This window comes from Bacteroidales bacterium, from assembly GCA_031275285.1.
Taxonomy (GTDB): Bacteria; Bacteroidota; Bacteroidia; order Bacteroidales; family UBA4181; genus JAIRLS01.
On the sequence record JAISOY010000078.1, the window covers coordinates 1 to 19,592 of the forward strand.

At 40.0% G+C, this 19,592-nt stretch carries 13 protein-coding genes and 1 pseudogene; 7 read left to right on the plus strand and 7 right to left on the minus strand.

Features of this window, described 5'->3' with window-relative positions; genetic code table 11:
• Both LBQ60_08085 and LBQ60_08090 read right to left on the minus strand, forming a co-directional pair.
• Positions 1-624: RimK-like ATPgrasp N-terminal domain-containing protein (locus LBQ60_08085; protein MDR2037867.1), on the minus strand; the 624-nt coding region annotated here is incomplete at its 3' end.
• A 169-nt stretch (positions 625-793) separates the two neighbouring features.
• Positions 794-2,902 (minus strand): ComEC family competence protein, encoded by a 2,109-nt coding sequence (locus LBQ60_08090; protein ID MDR2037868.1) that lies wholly within the window; start codon positions 2,900-2,902, stop codon positions 794-796.
• A 264-nt stretch (positions 2,903-3,166) separates the two neighbouring features.
• On the opposite strand from LBQ60_08090, the pseudogene LBQ60_08095 reads away from it, so the two are divergent.
• The 5 genes and pseudogenes from LBQ60_08095 (at position 3,167) to LBQ60_08115 (ending at position 12,380) form a co-directional block, all read left to right on the plus strand.
• Positions 3,167-7,506: pseudogene (locus LBQ60_08095) on the plus strand (CusA/CzcA family heavy metal efflux RND transporter).
• Positions 7,507-7,513: 7 nt separating this feature from the next.
• On the plus strand, positions 7,514-8,653 hold the full coding sequence (locus tag LBQ60_08100; protein MDR2037869.1) for an efflux RND transporter periplasmic adaptor subunit: 1,140 nt from the start codon (positions 7,514-7,516) through the stop codon (positions 8,651-8,653).
• Positions 8,654-8,692: 39 nt separating this feature from the next.
• The gene (locus LBQ60_08105) at positions 8,693-9,772 is read left to right on the plus strand and encodes a histidine kinase (protein MDR2037870.1); all 1,080 of its coding nucleotides are present in this window, start codon (positions 8,693-8,695) and stop codon (positions 9,770-9,772) included.
• Positions 9,769-10,527: a LytTR family DNA-binding domain-containing protein gene (locus tag LBQ60_08110; GenBank protein ID MDR2037871.1), complete on the plus strand. Its 759-nt coding sequence runs from the start codon at positions 9,769-9,771 to the stop codon at positions 10,525-10,527. The genes LBQ60_08105 and LBQ60_08110 overlap by 4 nt, the downstream gene beginning before the upstream one ends.
• Positions 10,528-10,817: 290 nt before the next feature.
• The gene (locus LBQ60_08115; protein MDR2037872.1) at positions 10,818-12,380 is read left to right on the plus strand and encodes a hypothetical protein; all 1,563 of its coding nucleotides are present in this window, start codon (positions 10,818-10,820) and stop codon (positions 12,378-12,380) included.
• Between the two features lie 81 nt (positions 12,381-12,461).
• On the opposite strand, the gene LBQ60_08120 is transcribed toward LBQ60_08115, so the two are convergent.
• From LBQ60_08120 to LBQ60_08135, 4 genes are all read right to left on the minus strand, one after another.
• The gene (locus LBQ60_08120; GenBank protein ID MDR2037873.1) at positions 12,462-13,556 is read right to left on the minus strand and encodes an MBL fold metallo-hydrolase; all 1,095 of its coding nucleotides are present in this window, start codon (positions 13,554-13,556) and stop codon (positions 12,462-12,464) included.
• Between the two features lie 79 nt (positions 13,557-13,635).
• The gene (locus tag LBQ60_08125) at positions 13,636-14,313 is read right to left on the minus strand and encodes an NAD-dependent epimerase/dehydratase family protein (GenBank protein ID MDR2037874.1); all 678 of its coding nucleotides are present in this window, start codon (positions 14,311-14,313) and stop codon (positions 13,636-13,638) included.
• The gene (locus tag LBQ60_08130) at positions 14,313-14,888 is read right to left on the minus strand and encodes a TetR/AcrR family transcriptional regulator (GenBank protein MDR2037875.1); all 576 of its coding nucleotides are present in this window, start codon (positions 14,886-14,888) and stop codon (positions 14,313-14,315) included. The genes LBQ60_08125 and LBQ60_08130 overlap by 1 nt, the downstream gene beginning before the upstream one ends.
• A gap of 81 nt (positions 14,889-14,969) precedes the next feature.
• On the minus strand, positions 14,970-16,064 hold the full coding sequence (locus tag LBQ60_08135; GenBank protein ID MDR2037876.1) for a class I SAM-dependent methyltransferase: 1,095 nt from the start codon (positions 16,062-16,064) through the stop codon (positions 14,970-14,972).
• A gap of 264 nt (positions 16,065-16,328) precedes the next feature.
• Here LBQ60_08135 and LBQ60_08140 point away from each other — a divergent pair, with 264 nt between their 5' ends.
• Positions 16,329-17,327, plus strand: a complete 999-nt coding sequence (locus LBQ60_08140) for a D-alanine--D-alanine ligase (protein MDR2037877.1) — start codon at positions 16,329-16,331, stop codon at positions 17,325-17,327.
• A gap of 40 nt (positions 17,328-17,367) precedes the next feature.
• Here LBQ60_08140 and LBQ60_08145 read toward each other — a convergent pair whose 3' ends face one another.
• On the minus strand, positions 17,368-18,948 hold the full coding sequence (locus LBQ60_08145) for a sensor histidine kinase (GenBank protein ID MDR2037878.1): 1,581 nt from the start codon (positions 18,946-18,948) through the stop codon (positions 17,368-17,370).
• Between the two features lie 209 nt (positions 18,949-19,157).
• Here LBQ60_08145 and LBQ60_08150 point away from each other — a divergent pair.
• On the plus strand, positions 19,158-19,592 hold a 435-nt coding region (locus tag LBQ60_08150), incomplete at its 3' end, for a peptidase M3 (protein ID MDR2037879.1).

Consider the following 19,592-nt stretch of genomic DNA (forward strand, 5'->3'; position numbering starts at 1 on the left):
ACTGGGTGGAAATTTTTCTTCCGGGTCATACAAAATAGCCAGGCTATAACGGGAAGATTTAGGTGAACGTGGGGTTCTCCAGACTTTTTTGTTAAAATTGTCCAAAGCATTGGCAAAATAATCCTGTTCTTCTTCATTCAACTGATTCAAAGGCAAAGCCTGAACAGTTTCGATCTGGTTTTTAGGCCTGGTATTAAATCCTACCCTTAACAACGGACAAGGATAATGATCAAAAATAAACCGGGCGATCTTTTCCAGTCCTTTTTCTTTGCAACTACCGAAATAAATATTCAGATACCAGATATCGTCGCTTATTTGGTTCTTTTGTATCCATTGATAGCAGATCTTCTGGAGGTTCCTGTCCATCCTGATCCCGGTTCCGGTTTCCAGTTTATTGATGATTTCCACTCCCGGGATAACTTTGTGTCCCCGTGCCTGTGCCAATAACGAACAATAATATCCTTCGGAATTATAACTGTAATCGCTACTTAAATTGATCACCAGCTTGGATTCCTTGCCAAGCGGTTTGTTTTTCAAATAATCGGAGACCGTCAGAATGCTGTTAGTTTCATAATAAGGTTTCCAGTCATTCAAACTGTCCAACAGAACCAATACACTGTTCATAGAAAAATTAAATATGGTCGCAAAAGTAATGATTAATATGAATAAAAAAACAGTATTGTGAGATAATTACAAACATCTGTTCTTGATTGTATTGTGCGGGTATATTGGTTGCAGATATTGTGATACTGAGGTATCTTTTATCCTTTACAAAAGGTAATGCTTGTATGGGTTATTTTATTTTGTATATAAAAGCGCCGTTCCGGCCGGTTATATGGTACTTAACGCCTTGCCGGATACATTCCTGTTCCCATTGTTCCACTTTCTTTTGAGAATTTGATGCATCCATAATAATCGTTTCCGGCATGTAGCATTCAACCACCTTTTGAATACTGACAGGTACATCCCGGGTTAATATGGCAATGTCTATTTTTGTTGCGAAGACTGCTGATTTATCCGGATGATATTTTTGATTGAAGAAAGCCATCCGTTTATCTCCGAACTGAATAAAATTTCCGGAAACAAGCAGGTTGGGGAAAGATTTATTTTTTGTTTGTGAGAAAATCGAATCAAAAGATTCACATAAAATATTTCTGGTTTGCATGGCTATACGCTGGTTGGTGCTAAGCCGTAAAGGATTGAATGATTCGTTACGGCTTTGATACCACATGATATCATTTCGACCGTTAATGAACTTGATCAGGCTGTTTCCCTGCGTATGATAGACTATCATTTGCTTCCTCGAAAAATCCCTGTAGTCCCGGATGTTGCTGCCGGCAATCCAGAACAGGCATAGAAATAATGTAAGGAACAGGTATGATTTTCTTGAAGAAAACAACCATATACTTATGGATGCAATAAGTGAATAAACCAGTAAAATCTCCCAACCCTGAAAACGAATATTGCTTAAGATGCTTCCGGGAAGTTTTTCTATAAAGAAGATGCAAGAATTGAGAAAATACAGGAACTGGTCGAATAATCGTCCTACCCATTCCAATACGATCTGGAACGGGGAAAGGATAAATAAGATTAAAGCTCCGTAAATAACCACAGATGCTGCAGGAATAACGATAAAGTTGGTCAACAGGAAATAAGATGGGAACTGGTGAAAGTAATAGAGCGACAGGGGAGCGGTGCCGATTTGAGCGGCAATAGATACACAGGCCAGGCTCCATGCTTTATCAGCAAGGGAATTTTTGAAATGCAACAAGTGATAAAACCTTGGTTGGAGAAAAACAATAGCTATTACAGCCACGTAAGAAAGCTGGAATCCTACGTCCAGCAAATTATACGGATTAATAAAAAGAAGTAAGAACGCTGACGCTGCAATACTGTTGTAAATATACGATCTCCTTTGGAAAGATTTGCCGATGACAATAATGGAGAACATAGTAGTTGCCCTCAACACTGATGGCGATAAGCCGGTGATCAATGCGTATAACCAGAGGGCTGATAACATGATGATCGTCCATAGCCATTTATTGCGTTGCAGGACAGCAATATGATCCAATATAAGACTTAATATCAGGTATATTATTCCCACATGTAATCCGGATACAGCCAGCACATGCATGGCTCCTGATGCGGAATAAGCCATCCGTAATTCATCTTCCAGGTAAGCTTTATAACCTAATGTTAAGGCAGATGCGACAGCCAATTCATTCCCGGAAATGTCAGCCCGTTCATATATGCCCAGCAGGTGGTACCGGATACGATTGGAAAAGTTGATCAATGGTCCTTGAGCATATTGCTCCAGTAGCTTCCATTTTCCGTTTTCAATGAATGTACTTCTCCCTATTTGCTTTCTTTTAAGATAAGAACGATAATCAAATTCATGAGGATTACCGGCATTGCTGATAGGTGTAAGTGTTGTTTCTATGATCAGTAGGTCTCCCTGCTTTATTTTTTTCGATAAAGAATCCTTCCGGAGATACATCATTATTTTTTCATTACGGTTTTCCCATAATGTATCACTCATTCCCGATTTGATAAGCGCGGTGGTCCTTATCGATCTTTCCCGCTCAACAGGGGCTTCTTCTATTACGACCATGTAAACCCCTTGTTCTGTTTGATCGGAATGAACGGATGAAGGTGTTGATGCAATACTGATCCCTGTCAAAAAAAGAAAAATATACACCAGGATACCAAATATCCACTCAGTGCGAAAATGTACCAGTTTTTTCCATATGCGTTGCAGAAAACATAAAATAATAAAAATGAATATACAGGTAATGATCCATATTCCTGAGATAATGGAAATGTAAAAACCGGTGACAATACCCGCGATAAAAGGTAGCAGGAAACGGAAAAAAGGTGTTTGATGGAAAAATGCAGCAGACATCCCGGATTGTTTTTTCTATTAAGTAATACCGATAAATTAATGTCACATTTGATAACCGTAATTAATTAGATCAATGCGATTTAAGTAAACAATAAATAGCACTGAGTGCTTAAGATAATAGTGATACAAAAGTAATATTTTATTCCATATCTGAATTTTCACTGTTCATCCTGGTGCTTTTAACTTCTATTTTGATGCTTTCACACTGAATGTTCTGGTTTCATACATCTGATCATGATAGTTTTACCATTAAAACCAGAAAACATGTTTACTAAAATCATTGAATTTTCCGTCAGAAACAAAATGTTCGTTTATATTACGGTCGGGTTTCTTATTATTGGCGGAATTTACGCGATGCTGACGCTACCCATTGATGCTGTGCCCGATATTACGAACAATCAGGTGCAGATTGTAACTCAGTCACCTACGCTGGCCCCGCAGGAGGTTGAACGTCTTATCACATTTCCGATAGAAATAGCAATGTCCAACATCCTGGATGTGGAAGAAATTCGTTCCGTGTCCCGGTTTGGCTTATCATTGGTTACCGTAGTTTTTAAAGATAAGGTGAAGGTTCTGGATACAAGACAACTGGTTAACGAACAACTTCAGGTCGTAAGCGGAGAAATATCCGGTGAATTGGGGACGCCTGAGTTGATGCCAATTACGACCGGATTAGGTGAAATATACCAATATGTACTTAAAGCACAGAAAGGATTTGAATCCCGTTATTCCCCCATGGAATTAAGAACCATACAGGACTGGATTGTAAAACGTCAGCTCTCAGGTATTCCTGGCATAGTGGAGATCAATAGTTTCGGCGGTGATGTAAAACAGGCAGAAGTAGCAGTCGATCCGGCCAAGATGAGGGCTTTGGATGTTACCATCAGCGAGGTATTTGAAGCATTACATCAGAACAACCAGAACACGGGAGGTAGTTATATCGAAAAGAACAATCATGCATATTATATCCGTTCCGAAGGGATGATTGCTTCGAATGCAGACATCGAAAATATAGTGATCACCAACAGGAACGGAGTTCCGGTGCTTATCCGCGATATCGGTAGGGTCGGGCAGGGGAGTGCTACCCGTTTCGGGGCAATGACCAAGGATGGAGAAGGTGAATGTGTTGGCGGAATTGCGCTGATGACAAGAGGGGCCAATGCCAATGCCGTTACCAAAGCGGTGCGTGAAAGAGTGGAAATGGTGCAGAAAATATTGCCTGACGGCCTTAAAATCGAACCGTATCTTGACCGTTCTGAGTTGGTGAACAGGAATATAGGTACCGTTATCCGTAACCTGGTGGAAGGGGCTATTATCGTTCTGGTCGTATTGATGTTGTTTTTCGGTAATTTCCGGGCTGGTGCCATTGTCGCTTCCATTATTCCATTGGCTATGTTTTTCGCATTTATCATGATGCGTTTATTCAATGTGTCAGCCAATCTTATGTCTTTGGGAGCCATTGATTTCGGGATTGTTATTGATGGTTCCATCATCATTATGGAAGGAATCCTGGCTTATATGTATACCCATTATGCTGGAAAGACACTCACCAGAAGGGTAAGGGATAATGTGGTGATTACTTCGGGCGGTGATATAGCACGTTCCGCTACTTTTGCCGTACTCATTATCCTGATCGTCTTTTTTCCCATTCTCACATTGACGGGGATTGAAGGAAAGACGTTTACACCGATGGCGCAAACACTTGTATTTGCGATTGTGGGAGCCTTATTGTTGTCGTTGACATATATTCCGGTAATGGCTTCTACCGTGCTGAAAAGACACATCAATCCCAAACCGAATTTCTCCGACCGGATGATGATGAAATTGAAACAATACTATGCGTCTGCTTTGAAATATGCTTTACGCTATAAATACCTAGCACTTATAATTGTTTCATTATTACTGGCTGTAAGCATATTTAAATTCATGAGGATGGGCGGAGAGTTCATGCCCCAACAGGACGAAGGTGATTTTGCCATGCAGATGACATTGCCGCCGGGAAGTTCGTTATCCGAAAGTATCGAACTGTCTACGCGTGCGGAACGGATATTGTTGACCACTTTTCCCGATATACGTTCGGTAGTATCTAAGATTGGTACGGCTGAAGTACCTACTGATCCTATGGCTGTGGAAGATGCCGATGTCGCTATTGTTATGAAGCCAACGACAGAATGGACAAGCGCCAAAACACGACCGGAAATGGTGGAGAAAATGAAAAAGGCGCTTGAGGTGGTGACAGGAGCATCGTTTACTTTTTCCCAGCCTATACAGCTTCGTTTCAATGAACTGATGACCGGAGCGAAATCCGATATCGCCGTCAAATTATATGGGGAGGACATGGATGAACTTTATGAACAGGCGACCAAGGCAGCAGCGTTGATTGCTAAAGTTCCCGGCGCGGCTGATGTCGCAGTGGAAAGGGCTATCGGGTTACCTCAACTCGTGGTTAAATTCGACAGGGCCAAAATAGCCTCTTATGGATTAAATATTGGGGAACTCAATACTATTATCAGATCGGCTTATGCCGGAGAAACGGCAGGAGTAGTATATGAAGGAGAACGTCGTTTTGACCTGGTGGTCCGTTTTGATAAAAACCTGGTGAAAGATCTGGATTTGAATGAACTTTTTGTACGTACCCCACAGGGATCACAGGTGCCCATGAGTGAAGTCGCCGATGTGGAATTTATCCAGGGACCATTACAGATCAACCGGGATGCGACCAAGCGTCGTATTGTCATCGGGGTGAATGTGCGTGATACCGATGTGCAGAGCGTAGTAGAAGAGATCCGGGAATTACTGGATGAAAATATGAAGCTTGCTCCGGGGTATTATTTTACTTATGGCGGACAATTCGAAAACCTTCAGAATGCACAGGCACGTTTGAGTATTGTAATTCCGATAGCATTAGGTCTCATTATGTTCCTGCTTTACTTTGCATTTAATTCAATTACCTATGCACTGCTGGTTTTTGTTACCATCCCGTTGGCGGCTATTGGCGGAATATGGTTACTGGCATTGCGTGATATTTCATTCAGTATCTCTGCGGGCATCGGTTTTATTGCTTTGTTCGGAGTTGCTGTACTGAATGGCTTGTTATTGATCAACCATTATAATGCCATGCGGAAAAAAGGACAGGGGCTGGGACGTGTATTACGCGAAGGTTCCAAAGAAATCCTTCGCCCTGTTCTACTTACCGGTCTGGTAGCATCCCTCGGTTTTATACCTATGGCATTTTCCAATTCTGCCGGATCTGAAATGCAGCGTCCGCTGGCTACCGTTGTTATCGGCGGATTATTGTTGTCTACCCTTTTTACCTTATTTATTGTTCCTATTCTGTACCAGATCAAAAATGCAATGGCTATCAGGAACGAAAGAAGAAAAAATAAAAAGAATTTATGATATCGGAAATGAAAAGACATAATTTATTGATGATATGGTTTTTGTCGGGGTTGTCCTTGATGGTGGCTCGTGCACAACCTGTAGATATGACACTGGATGAGGTTTTACAGTTTACCCTTGAACATAGTCCGAGATTACAGGTGTTATCCAACGATCTGGAAATTAAACGGATGGAAAAAGCAAAGTCATGGAATATCCAGCCCACTGAAGCCAGTTATTCCTTCGGACAGTTGAATAGTGATACTAAAAAGGACTGGCAATTGGATATTACGCAGTCTTTGGGTTCTATATTGACGCCTTTTTATGAGAATTCATTGGTTAAATACCAGTTAGCTACCGGCAAAACATTACAGAGGATTGCAGAAAAGGAAATCACGGCAGAAGTGAAACAAGCATGGATCACCTTGCTATACAGGAAAGAATTGCTGAAGATGTATCTGGAACAAGCTGATTTGTATAAAAACTACAGACAGATGTCTTCGCTTTACTATGAACAGGGAGAAATCAGCCTTTTGGAAAAAACGATGATGGATGCCCGGTCTGCAGAGATATTCAATCAGTCACAGGTAGCACAGGCCGAATATGATATTGCCCGTAAGCGTTTGCAGGCAGTCTGTTTCTCCGAAAATGAAATTATACCGGTGGATACAGTCATGCAAAAGCTATTACCGGATGGGAATAATTCTTCCGGGCAATTATACAAAGACTGGTACGATCAGCAAATAGCAGAAAGCCAGGCTTTGATAAAAGTAGAGCGATCCCGTTTTTTTCCGGAAATATCCGTGGGATATACGAGACAGAAAATATTACCCTTAGAAGGATTGAATGCATTTACCGTAGGCGTATCTGTACCCTTATGGTTCAGACCTCAGCAGGCAAAAGTGAAACAGGCAAAACTCAATATCCGTAACGCGGAAGCATTTGCCAGCGAACAACACATATTATTACAAAATAAACAACAGGAGATATTTGCCATGATGCAACAATATGAACAAACCCTTAATTATTATGAAGAGTTTGGAATAAAACAGGCCGATTTACTTTTCCGGACCGCTCATCTGCAATTCTCCAAAAGTGCCATCAATATGGTGGAACTTATCCAGAGCCTTAGCACTGCGATTTCGCTTAAAAATAATTATCTGCAGGCACTTTATCAATATAATGTTACAGTGATAGAATATGAATTATATGGAAATGGAAAATAAAATGATCATGAAAAAGATACTATACGGTATTTTATTTGTTATTCTCTTCTTCACCGCATGTAAGCAAAAAACGATGGTTGAGGATACGTCTGTGCAGGAACCGGCCACAATAGATACCATCACATTCACAAAGGCGCAGATAGATATGGCTGGTATCACTACCGGGACTTTTTCCGGAAAGGAGATGTCAAATGTGATCCATTGTAACGGGATCATTGAAGTGCCGCTGTCCGGTACGGTAACCATAAGTACTGTAACGGGAGGAATCATTAAACATATCAGGGAACTGTATCCGGGAAGTTATGTAAAAAAAGGCGAAGTCCTGGCTTCTATAGAGAATCCTGAATTTATCAATATGCAGAGGGATTACCTTGAAAGCAAAGGACAATATGAATATTTGTCTGTCGAATATAAGCGGCAACAGGAACTTTCCAAAGAAAATGCAGCATCGCAGAAGTCGCTTCAACAGGTGAAATCCGAATACGAAATGGTCAATGCCCGTTTGATGGCGGCAAAAGCACAATTGAGTATGTTGGGCATCAATAAGGATGATATCGAAAAAAACGGGATGCAGTCGACTGTTTCTATAATAGCGCCTATGAATGGTTACATAAGCGGAATAGCAGCTAATGCCGGAAAATATATTGTTGCAGGTGAGCCTATCTTCAATATTACCGATAAATCGCAGATGCGTTTGGCTCTTAACCTTTACGAACGGGATTTAGCGTATGTGGATATTGGAAATGAAGTGTTATTCAAAACAGTAGCCAGTTCCACGGAAGAAAATAAAGCAAAAGTCACTTATATCAGTGAAGTGATCGATAGGGAAAAGCGGTCTATTGAACTGACGGCAATGATCATACCGGTCATGGATTATTTCAGGCCTGGAATGTATGTCACAGCACAGGTACATTCCGGTTCCAGACAGGTGATGGCGCTTCCTGAGACAGCTATTGCGCAGTATGATAACGGTAATTCTATATTTATCAGCAAGGGAAATCTTTTTGAACGGAAAGATGTCGAATTGGGTATCACGCAGGATGGATTTGTGGAAATCGTTAATGCCGCGGAATTTTCGGAAAATGATATAATTGTGACCAAGGGAGCATATTACATCGATACAGAGTTATTGAAAAGACTGGAATAACCTTTGTGTATCTTTGCTAATATTTCATAATTTTACCGGATGAATGTGCAGGCAACAACTAAAGCTTCCCTGCTGGAAATTAAATATCGTTTTATCCTTTTGATTTCAATAGGAACAGCTATCCTGATCCATCTTCCGGAAATTTCTTCGGTGTTGATTGAACATCGGACGCATGACCATTATCATCCTCGCTGGATATTGCTGAATACGCCTCTTGATGTATTGATCGGCATTTTAGGAAGTTTTGCGATTACTTTCGTACTGTTTCTTTTCCATATACAGTTTTTCAGGAGGGCAAAATATAACTTCCTTTATGTGATGCTGGCTTTTCTGATCTGTTATGCATTTTCATCATTATTATCGGATCTTTTCTTAAATCTCCAGTTACAACTTACAGGGTCGGAACTTTTGATCAAAGAATTACATTACCTTCACCCACTCCAGAACCTTGCAGCAACAATTATTGTATTTTTAACCTGTCGCATATATTTTATATCCAATCAACGTCAGCAATTGCAGTTGGAAGTACAGGAGTTGAAAACAGAAAATATCCAAAGCCGGTATGAGGCATTAAAAAATCAGGTGAATCCGCATTTCCTCTTCAATTCGTTGAATACACTCAACACATTGATACGGGAGGATGCCGATACGGCACAAACATATGTAAAGCAGCTTTCTACTGTGCTTCGTTCCACATTGCAGAGTATGCAGGGCGATACCGTTATGTTGTCGGAAGAACTGTATGAAGTAGACTCATATCTCTATCTTCTTAAAATGCGTTATGAAGACAATCTGGTAATTGAAAAAAATGTGAGACCCGAATATCTTTCATTCAGGGTAGTACCTTTAGCGATACAAATGCTGGTCGAAAACGCCGTAAAACACAATATCATCAGTACCAATAAACCGTTGCTGATAAAGATTTATACCACAGAAGACCAAGGGATTGTAGTAAGCAATACATTACAACCGAAATTGGGTGTACAGTCTCATACGGGGACAGGATTGACTAATCTGATCAGACGTTATCAACTTTTGTCGGGAGAAAGTATACATATTAAATCTGAAAACAGGATGTTTACTGTTGAGTTGCCGTTGTTGGAAAAGGAGGAATTATGAATGCTATAATTATTGAAGATGAAAAAACTGCCGTCCGTAACCTGCAGACATTGTTGCGGGAGGTAAGCCCAGAAATACAGATCATAGAGGTGTTGGATTGTATAGAGGATTCAGTACGTTGGTTGAAAATCCATAATGAACATGATATGATTTTTATGGATATCCATCTGGCTGATGGTTCGGCATTTGAAATTTTTGATAAGGTCCGTGTAGATAAACCGGTGATCTTTACCACAGCCTATGACGAATATGCTTTGAAAGCATTTAAGGTGAATAGTATAGATTACCTGTTGAAACCCATAGATTTGGATTCATTGCGGCAAGCACTCGATAAGTTTCAGGTATTGTCACAACCTAAGGAAGATATGGAACAGTTACTAAAAACCTTTAAAGCACTGATACCTCGCCAATACAAAACAAATTTCCTGATATTGTCCCAGAATGCCAAATTGATACCGCTGGATGCAAAAGATATAGCTTGTATCCGGATCGAGTCCGGTGTAGTCGAAGCATTTACATTCAACGAAAAGCACTATCGGATAGACGAAACTTTGGAAGAACTTTCCGATACCCTTGATCCGAAGCAGTTTTTTCGTGCTAACCGGCAATATATTATTTCCCGGAAAGCCATCAAGGATATCGATCTGTGGTTCAACAACCGTTTGTCGGTTAACCTGTATGTGCCGGTGGATGATAAAATATTGGTAAATAAGCCCAGGGTCGCGGAATTTAAAAGATGGTACATAGGAAAATGAGCGGGATTCTGATCAGTAGAATTTTTAAGTCGAAAAGTATGAATGTTCATAAAGTTGAAAAGTTAGAATGTTTATAAAGTCAGAAAGCAAAGACATTGATTATTGATTATTGATTATTGATTATTGATTATTGTTCATTGTTCATTTATTCTCCATTCTCCATTCTCCATTCTCCATTGGCTCCGCCGAGCTAAAGATTCTCCATTCTTAATTTTTCATCATTGATTCAATTATTGTAAATTTCTCATAATATGGCTACTTTTGGCATTCCATTAACCAAATGATACAACATGAAAAATTTAATATCGGCTGCATTACTATTATCTGTATTTTTTCTGTTTGCCTGTGCGGAAAAGGAAAAAGAGGCCTACCCTATGTTTTGGACCTGGCTGAATTATCATCCGGGCTCAAACTTTGATTCTATTTGTTCGGTAATGAAGGAAACCGGATTGGATGGCGTGATCCTGAATGCGGCTTCTCCGGACGACTACAGAAAAGCAGTTCCTATAGCCCGTAAATATGGACTGGAAGTGTATGCATGGCTCTGGACAATGAATCTGGAACATGACCGGGAAAATATTTTAAAAACACACCCCGAATGGTTAAGTGTAAACAGGAAGGGACAAAGTTTAGCCGATACCACAGCTTATGTGAATTACTATAAATTCATGTGCCCGGCTTTACCGGAAGTACGGGAGTATATAAAAAATAAAATCAGGGCCTATTGCGAAGTCGAAGGTCTGAATGGCATTGCTATTGATTATCATCGATTTGTAGATGTAATACTTCCCACAACTTTGTGGCCAAAATATGGAATCGTGCAGGACAGGGAGTATCCTGAATGGGATTTCGGCTATCATCCTGCCATGATCGAATTATTTAAAAGTAAGTACGGTTATGATCCAAGGGAACAGGAAGATACCTCTGTCGATGAAAAATGGTTGCAATTCCGTTGTGACCAGATCACCGAAGTAGCCAATGAGATTGCCGATGTCGTTCATTCATACGGTAAAGTAATGGCTGCTTCCCCGTTTCCCACTCCGGCAATGTCGCGGAAAATGGTGCGGCAGGACTGGGGAAAATGGAATCTGGACATTGTATTTCCTATGGTATACCATAGTTTTTATACCGGCGATGTCAGTTTTATTTCCGATTGTACCATAGATAATGTGAAAACAAAAAATCCACATACCACCCTTTATTGCGGTCTGATGGCACCCAATAGTCCGGAAGTATTCGAATGTATGGATGCAGCACTGAATAACGGTGCCGAGGGAATAGCCATATTTACGGTAGGAAGCTTGCGGTCGCCCGAAATAAGGGCCCGATTCAAGGCCTATACGGACAGTGTCAGGACAGAAAGGGCAAAAAATGAGGTGAATCCGGCGGCTACAGGAAGAACTGAAGTGGACACCAATCCGTTTGATAATGTGAACATCATGAAAGCGGTAGATATGAGGATAGCGGCATATATAAGCCTGGCAAAAGCATCTGTCCTGCCGGAATTGAAAAATACCGGATGGGAAACCATTGTGCAATTATCCCAAAATGCCTTACAGGCAAATACCGTTGAAGATTATCTCAATAGGTTGAAAAATGCACCGAGAAGGAACCGTGAACTTCAGCCGGTTGCTGATGCACTGGTAAAGGAGTATTCCGGCAACATCAGGCTGGGTGACTACCGACTGGCGGATGAATATGGAGCTACCAAACGTTATGAAGTTACCGAATCAGACAGTAATATCACCTTTGATGTCACTTTTTATTTCTATGGAGGAATACTTTCCGGGTGGAGCGTGGAACCACAGGATGCGTCTTATGAGATATACAGGAAGAGGATCAGGAAACGGTAAGCTATTTATTATTCCTTTTATGGCTTTATGATGATCCGGGTGAGTGTACGTAATTGATATTCCGTATAAAAATATCCTTTTTTAAAGACCTTCCCACCATCGGCTGAATACTTGAACACTATCTTTTATATTGACTTTTTGTCCGATCATAGGTGTCCACAGGGAAAAATCGGCTTTATCATGTAATTCCGAAACTTTCCGTAATGGTTCATCCCAGGCATGATTACCCAGCGCAAATTTAGAATTGTGAACAGGAAGGACATTCTTTGCCCTCAGATCCTTTCCGGCTTTTAAGGTTTCATCGGGCAGCATATGGATATATTTCCAGCCCATATCATATTGTCCGTTTTCAAGGATAGCAAGGTCGATATCTCCAAATCGTTTGCCTATGGCAGAAAAATGAGTATCATACCCTCCGTCACCGCCGATGTATATTTTTGATTCCGGTGTTTTAAGCAAATATGAGGCCCACAGGGATTGATTGGGGGATATACTTCTTCCGGAAAAATGACGAGTCGGCAAACAAAAGATTTCAAATCCGCTATCCAGTATGGCTTCTTCATTCCAATCCATTTCTACGATATCCTTTTGATCAAATCCCCAACGTTCAAAATGTTCGCCGACTCCCAGCCCGCAAATTACTTTCCTGATCCGTGGTTTCAGTTCCATAACAGTCGGATAATCCAGGTGATCCCAATGATCATGAGATATGATGAGGTAATCGATGTCAGGGATATCTACTGCCGAATAAATATTGGTACCCTCAAAAGCCTTGTTAACGAATGAGACCGGTGATGCAGCCTTACTGAAAACAGGATCGACCAATATGCGCTTTCCTTCTATTTGTATAAAATAGGAGCCATGTCCGAACCAGACCAGGATATCCTCTTTAACAGTTATCTGATGAAGATCGGTTTTCACCGAAGGGATGGCTTTTTCAGGTTTTAATCCTTCTTTTTTCTTGAATACAAAATCGATAAGACTTCCAATAAATCCCTTATCAGAGGTTAATTGAGGTGTTACACTCAGGTTTTGAAATTTTCCGTCGCGGTAATTGGGTGAGCTTTTAATGCGTTCCTGACGTTCATTCTTTGGCGTCCTGCCGAACTGTGGCTGATGGATAAATAATGCTATTCCAGCTATTACAACAACTATTGCCGATAATATGATCCACATTTTCTTTTTCGTTTTTTTATTTTTTGAACTCGACATTATTTTGGATTGATCAGTCACTCTAACTGAGGGTAAAAAATTATTATGCTTTTTCTTTTTGGGCCAGGGAAATAATATCCAATCCACTGATTACCTGTTTCTCAAAATCGTTTTTGGCAAGATAGATCATGGAAAGTGCTAATTCTTCCATCGTACAGAAACCGGTCGGATATAATTTTCTTCCGATGGGAAACATCCATTTAACATACCTGTAATACTTACTGGTATGTGATAGTCCTTTTATCGGCCGGATAAAGCCCGGACGAAACCCGTATACTTTACGGAAACCAAGTTGTGTGAGATCATTTTCGGTCTTTCCTTTCACCCTGGCCCAGCGTATCCGTCCTTTCTCCGAACGGTCGGTTCCTGCTCCTGAGACATAACAGAATACGGGTGCTGTGTTTAATCCGGCCAATACTTCCGCGAATTTTATCGTTAAAGTATATGTGGTACGGTAATAATCTTCCGCATCGATGCCTACAGATGAAATACCCAAACAGAAGAAACAGGCATCATAGCCTTTTAGATCTTCTTTGATCTGAGACAGATCCATCAGATCGGGGATGATTATTTCTTCCAGCTTAGAATGAACTAAACCGCTCGGACGCCTGCCTACAACCAGGACTTTTTCAATATCAGGATTTTCGAGGCAGACTTGTGCTACCCCTTCACCCACCATTCCGGATGCTCCTGTAATGATTACTTTTAGTTTCTGTTTCATTATATATCTGATTTAGTCAGCATTGACCAGGTTAATTCAAATGCTTCATTTAATAACTTCTTTTGTTTTGCAGGAGCCATTTTTTCCTCCATTAGGTATTGGTACATGCCAATGATCTGACTGGCAGCAAGCGTACATAACATATCTACGGGATATGGCTTGAACAGGTTTTTTTCCCGGCCCTCATCAAAGAGTGACATGTACAAATGATATTGCTCTTCCAATATGGTTTCCGGAATGAGGGCCATATGCGGTGAATAACAAAACTGCTGGATGAAGAAGAATTTTTTGTGGTTTTCCATACCCCATAATACGGCATTTACAAACATTTTCCGGAATCGTTCTTTTAGTTTTCCGCCTTTCCCGGTTTTTTCACCGAGGTATTGATTGAATTCCGCTTTAAGATGCTGGTATAATGATACAATTAAATCATCTTTTGTCTTGAAATAATGAAATAACGTTCCATTAGATACTCCAGATTCTGCAGCTATTTTACTTGTCGGCGTTCCATGAAATCCATATTCCACAAAGAGATCCAGTGCTGCTTCCAGTATTCTATCTGTTTTTTTATCCATGATCATTAGATTGACTAATCACTCTACAAAAATAGATAAAAAACAAATCAAAAAGAAATTACCCTGTATTTTTAGGAAAAATTATGAATTATTTGCGGGACGGCATTCCATAATGCTGTGTCCAAGTCCCAGATGATCATGTATTTTTGCCACTTTTAAACCGGCATTATTCACACAACGTTCCATATCTTCGGAATAATACATTTTACTGTTACCGTTTGCCATAGCAGTGAAATACAGGCTTATCTGCGTCAGACAATATGATGCGGTTTCAAAACGTTGCCTGTCCCAGAATGTTTCCATAATATACAACCGTGTCGAATCTTTCATTGAACGTGCGGCTCGGGATAGTATATGTGTTACTTCTTCTTCTGAAAAGCAATCCAGAAACTGGCTCATCCAGATGGCATCGAAACCAGTAGGAAAAGGAGCATCCTTATCCAGTAAATTTATCGGATAACCATGGATACGTTCTTTCCCCGGAGTATTATTAACCGCATCTCTCATTAGGGCGAGTTGCTGGGGTAGATCCATGATCGTGACGTTGACACGGGGTGAATAGTTGACACATTTAGTCGCCCAGCGTCCTGTATTTCCCCCTACATCCAATAAGGTATCCGGCGAGTTACTGAAAACGATCTCCAATGCATCATCAAAAGATTGATCGGAATAGAAATGATCAAATGCAAACCAGCTTTTTTGTACCTGTTCCGGAAGTGACGAGAGACCTTCATATATGGTCGGCCAATCGCCGAAAACTTTTAATCCTTCCGGTTTACCATTGACCAGTGATTCTTCCAGATGAAACATACCCATATAATTGACATCATGGTTAAAATCCATATTTACCCGTGCCATTTTATCTTTCAGCAGGAAGTAACCGGCTTTAGCGATATAAAAATGGTCATCTTTCAATAAAACGGTACCAATAGTGAGTGATGATTCAAGTAATACCTGTACTGCGTATTTGTCAAGCCGTATTTTTCCTGTTATTTCTTCTAAGGTGAGTCCGTCCTTTTCTTTTAACAACAGTTCGAAGATACCAAATTTGATCATCAGGCGGGAGACCTGGAATACAACAGGTCCGAAAGCGATTTCCTGTGCCAGGCGTTGCGCTTCTAATGCGGTAAAACGCTCTTGTGCGTATATTTCTCTTTGCGGTAAAGGTAGTTTCATCTAATTATGATTGATCATGTGAGGTAAGTCTTTTATAACAAACAAAAGTATAAAAACTTTGGTATTTAATAAAAGATTCTACACCGTGATGCAATATTTTGTATTATACAACAAGTAATTTGCTACATTTGCAACAGTTAATTCAAATGCCAGATGAAGTCTCCATGAGCATTACTGCTTACCGCTGTAATGAATATGGTTTGTGAGTTCAAATGGTTGGTAAAGTGGGTGTTGCATATAGCCTTGGAAAGTAATTTTATATGTATGAAAAAAAATATAGCTTTATTATTGGGAGGTGATTCGGCAGAATCAGTTATTTCTGTAAAAAGTGCCGGTCAAATGATGCATTTTCTGGATGATACTTTATTTGATGTATATCCCATTCATGTAAAAGGCGTTAATTGGACTTATTCGAAAGATGGCAAGGAATTTTCCATCAATAAGAATGATTTTTCGATCACTATGGGAGGGAAGCAGGTCCATTTTGAATGTGCTGTTCCTATGATTCATGGAACTCCCGGAGAAGACGGTCGTTTACAGGCTTATTTTGAATTAATGCGTATTCCTTATACCACTTGCGATGTCTTGACCTCTGCACTTACGTTCAATAAACATGCATGCAAAGTATATTTAAATGCGTTGGGTGTCCTGTTCCCTAAGGGAAAACTGATCAGGCGGGGTGAGAAGGTAAATCCTACTGAATTATGTGCTGCATTGGGGCTTCCTTGTTTTATCAAGCCCAACAACGGAGGGTCCAGTTTCGGGGTTAGTAAGATAAGGACAGAAGAGGAATTGCTCCCTGCATTGGAAACCGCTTTTGCTGAAGATGCAAAGGAAGTGTTGGTGGAAGAATTTGTCGAAGGAACTGAAATCACCTGTGGACTGGTGAAACTGAATGATGAGATCACTATTTTTCCGATCACGGAAATTGTCAGTAAGAAAGATTTTTTCGATGTAGAAGCTAAATATCAGGTGGGCATGTGTGATGAAATTACCCCTGCACGTATTTCCGATTCTTTACATGAAGATTGCCGTACCGTATCGAGGGCAATATACCAGCATCTTAATTGCCGGGGAGTGGTGCGTATCGACTATATTGTGAAAGATGGAAAAATGTACTTTCTGGAAGCCAACACTATACCCGGAATGAGTGAGGAAAGTATTATCCCGAAACAGGTAGAAGCGATGGGAACTAATGTTAAAGACCTTTATACCAGGATCATTCAGGAAGCTATAGAACAAAATGCCGGAAAATATATTTGATATATTTTTTGTAAATCAGTAATGATATTACCAGCCGTTTTCAGGCTTGTATCTTATCGTAAGGTAATTTAAACCAGAAACGGGAGCCTTCATTGATTCGGGATTCTACGCCAATATGCCCGTCTAACTGTTCCACAATGCTTTTACATATGGATAAACCTAATCCTGTTCCTTTAGCGAATTGATTTAATTTGGTGAAACGATCAAATACCTGGTTTATTTTTTCCGGAGCTATACCCATACCAGTATCCTTTACATAAAACTCCAGTTCGTGATCATTCAACAGGTGATATCCTACAACAATTTCGCCTTCCGTGGTAAATTTCAGGGCATTATTGATAAAATTAGTGATGACCTGCATCAAACGTTTTTTATCACTATATATCTTATAATCAGTATGATCCTGATGAAATTTTACAGGCACATGTGGCTCTTTTATCTGGTATGAATAGACGATTTCATCACAGAGTTCACTGACACTGATATTTTTCATGCTAAAATCCAGGATTCCGGCCTCTATCCTGGAAAAATCCAGGATGTCTGTAATTAGCTGTAACAACAACTGGTTGCTTTCCTGTACAAAATGGTTATAGCGCTTACGTTTTTCCGCATCATTTTCTTCTGCCAATAATCCGGAGAATCCAATGATTGCATTCAACGGCGTACGGATTTCATGGCTCATATTGGCCAGGAATGCAGATTTCAGGCGATCCATATTTTCAGCTTTATCTTTTGCCTGCACCAACTGTTCTTCTATATTCTTCTGATTAGTGATATCGACACTGGTAACCACATGGGCCATTTGCCCGTCAATCCAATTGAATACAGCGCTGAATACCCGGAACCATGCTTTATCGAAAGGGCGTTGGTAATCCCATGAATAAACCCTTGTCGGCTCTCCATTTTCGTCAATCAGGTTCTTTCGGGGACAAAAGTCACATTCACCTATTTTATCTGTATAAAGAGATTCCCAACATTTTTTTCCTTCAAAATGTTTCCATCCGCCGTAAGGTGCAGCCATCGATTCATTAGCATAAAGCATATCATGATTGTCGAAAGAATTAACATAAATATCCACTCCCATATTATTCATGATGCTTTCCAGTGTTTTGCTGGCGCGTATGCCTCTTTCCTTGTATTCCCTGATTACCACCTCTTTGGAGATCAGTCTCAGGATATGCTGTATGGTTTTAAGCTCCTCCTCATCCAGGGAAATATTCTTTTGATTATCGGCAAATCCGATATATCCTATTATTTTTCCTTCCGTATCCTTGATGTGATCTATCAATAAAGAATGGGTACCATAAAATTCAATAATTTCGACTTCTTCAGGAGTTAAATCTTTTCCGTTCCAGACATAAAAAATAGGGTCTTCCTTCGCCAGGAACATATGCTGTTCGGTCATTTCATCTGTGGAAAATCTATATGGAAGATTTTGATCTTCATTGCCGAAAGTCTCTTTCAGGTAAAAAAACCTGAACCCGTCTGTCTGGTAAATAAATCCACGTTTATAATGGAAACAGCTACAGATATACGCAAGTAGATCAGGTAACTTGTAATGATTAATCAATTCAATACTGTGGAGTATGAATGAGGTAAGATCTTTTTTATGCCCGGTAATATTCAATTTTGCTAAGATTTACTTCAATATATTTTAGTTGATCCAGTGTAAGTAAAAAAAAAACAACAACAAAATAAATATATATTTAAATAATTCCCAAATTTTATTGGATGAAGAAAATAATGTACAAGGTAAGTTATCCATATCGGATACCTGACAATTTGTGGAGTGTACAAAAAAATATATCTTTGTTATCAAAATTTAAAACCATGAAGAAAATCTTACCTGTTATATGTTTGGTCGGATGTTTGTATCAATCATGTTCCAATCAATCCAAAGATGACAATATGAATCCGTTTTTAAAACCGTACGACACCCCATTTGCTGTTCCACCTTTTGATAAGATCACTAACAATGATTATATACCTGCTTTTGAAGAAGGAATGCGTCAGCAATTGGATGAGGTAAATGCCATTATTTCATCTAAAAAGAAGCCGACATTTGATAATGTGATTGTAGCGCTTGATCGTAGCGGACAGCTATTGCGTAATGTACGTATGGTCTTTTCCGGTATCAATAGTGCCGAGACTTCGGATGAGATGCAGGCAATAGATAAAGAGATCAATCCGAAGCTTTCCCAGCATAATGATGATATCTTTCTGAATATGGATTTGTTTGCCAGGGTGAAAGCTGTCTATGAACAG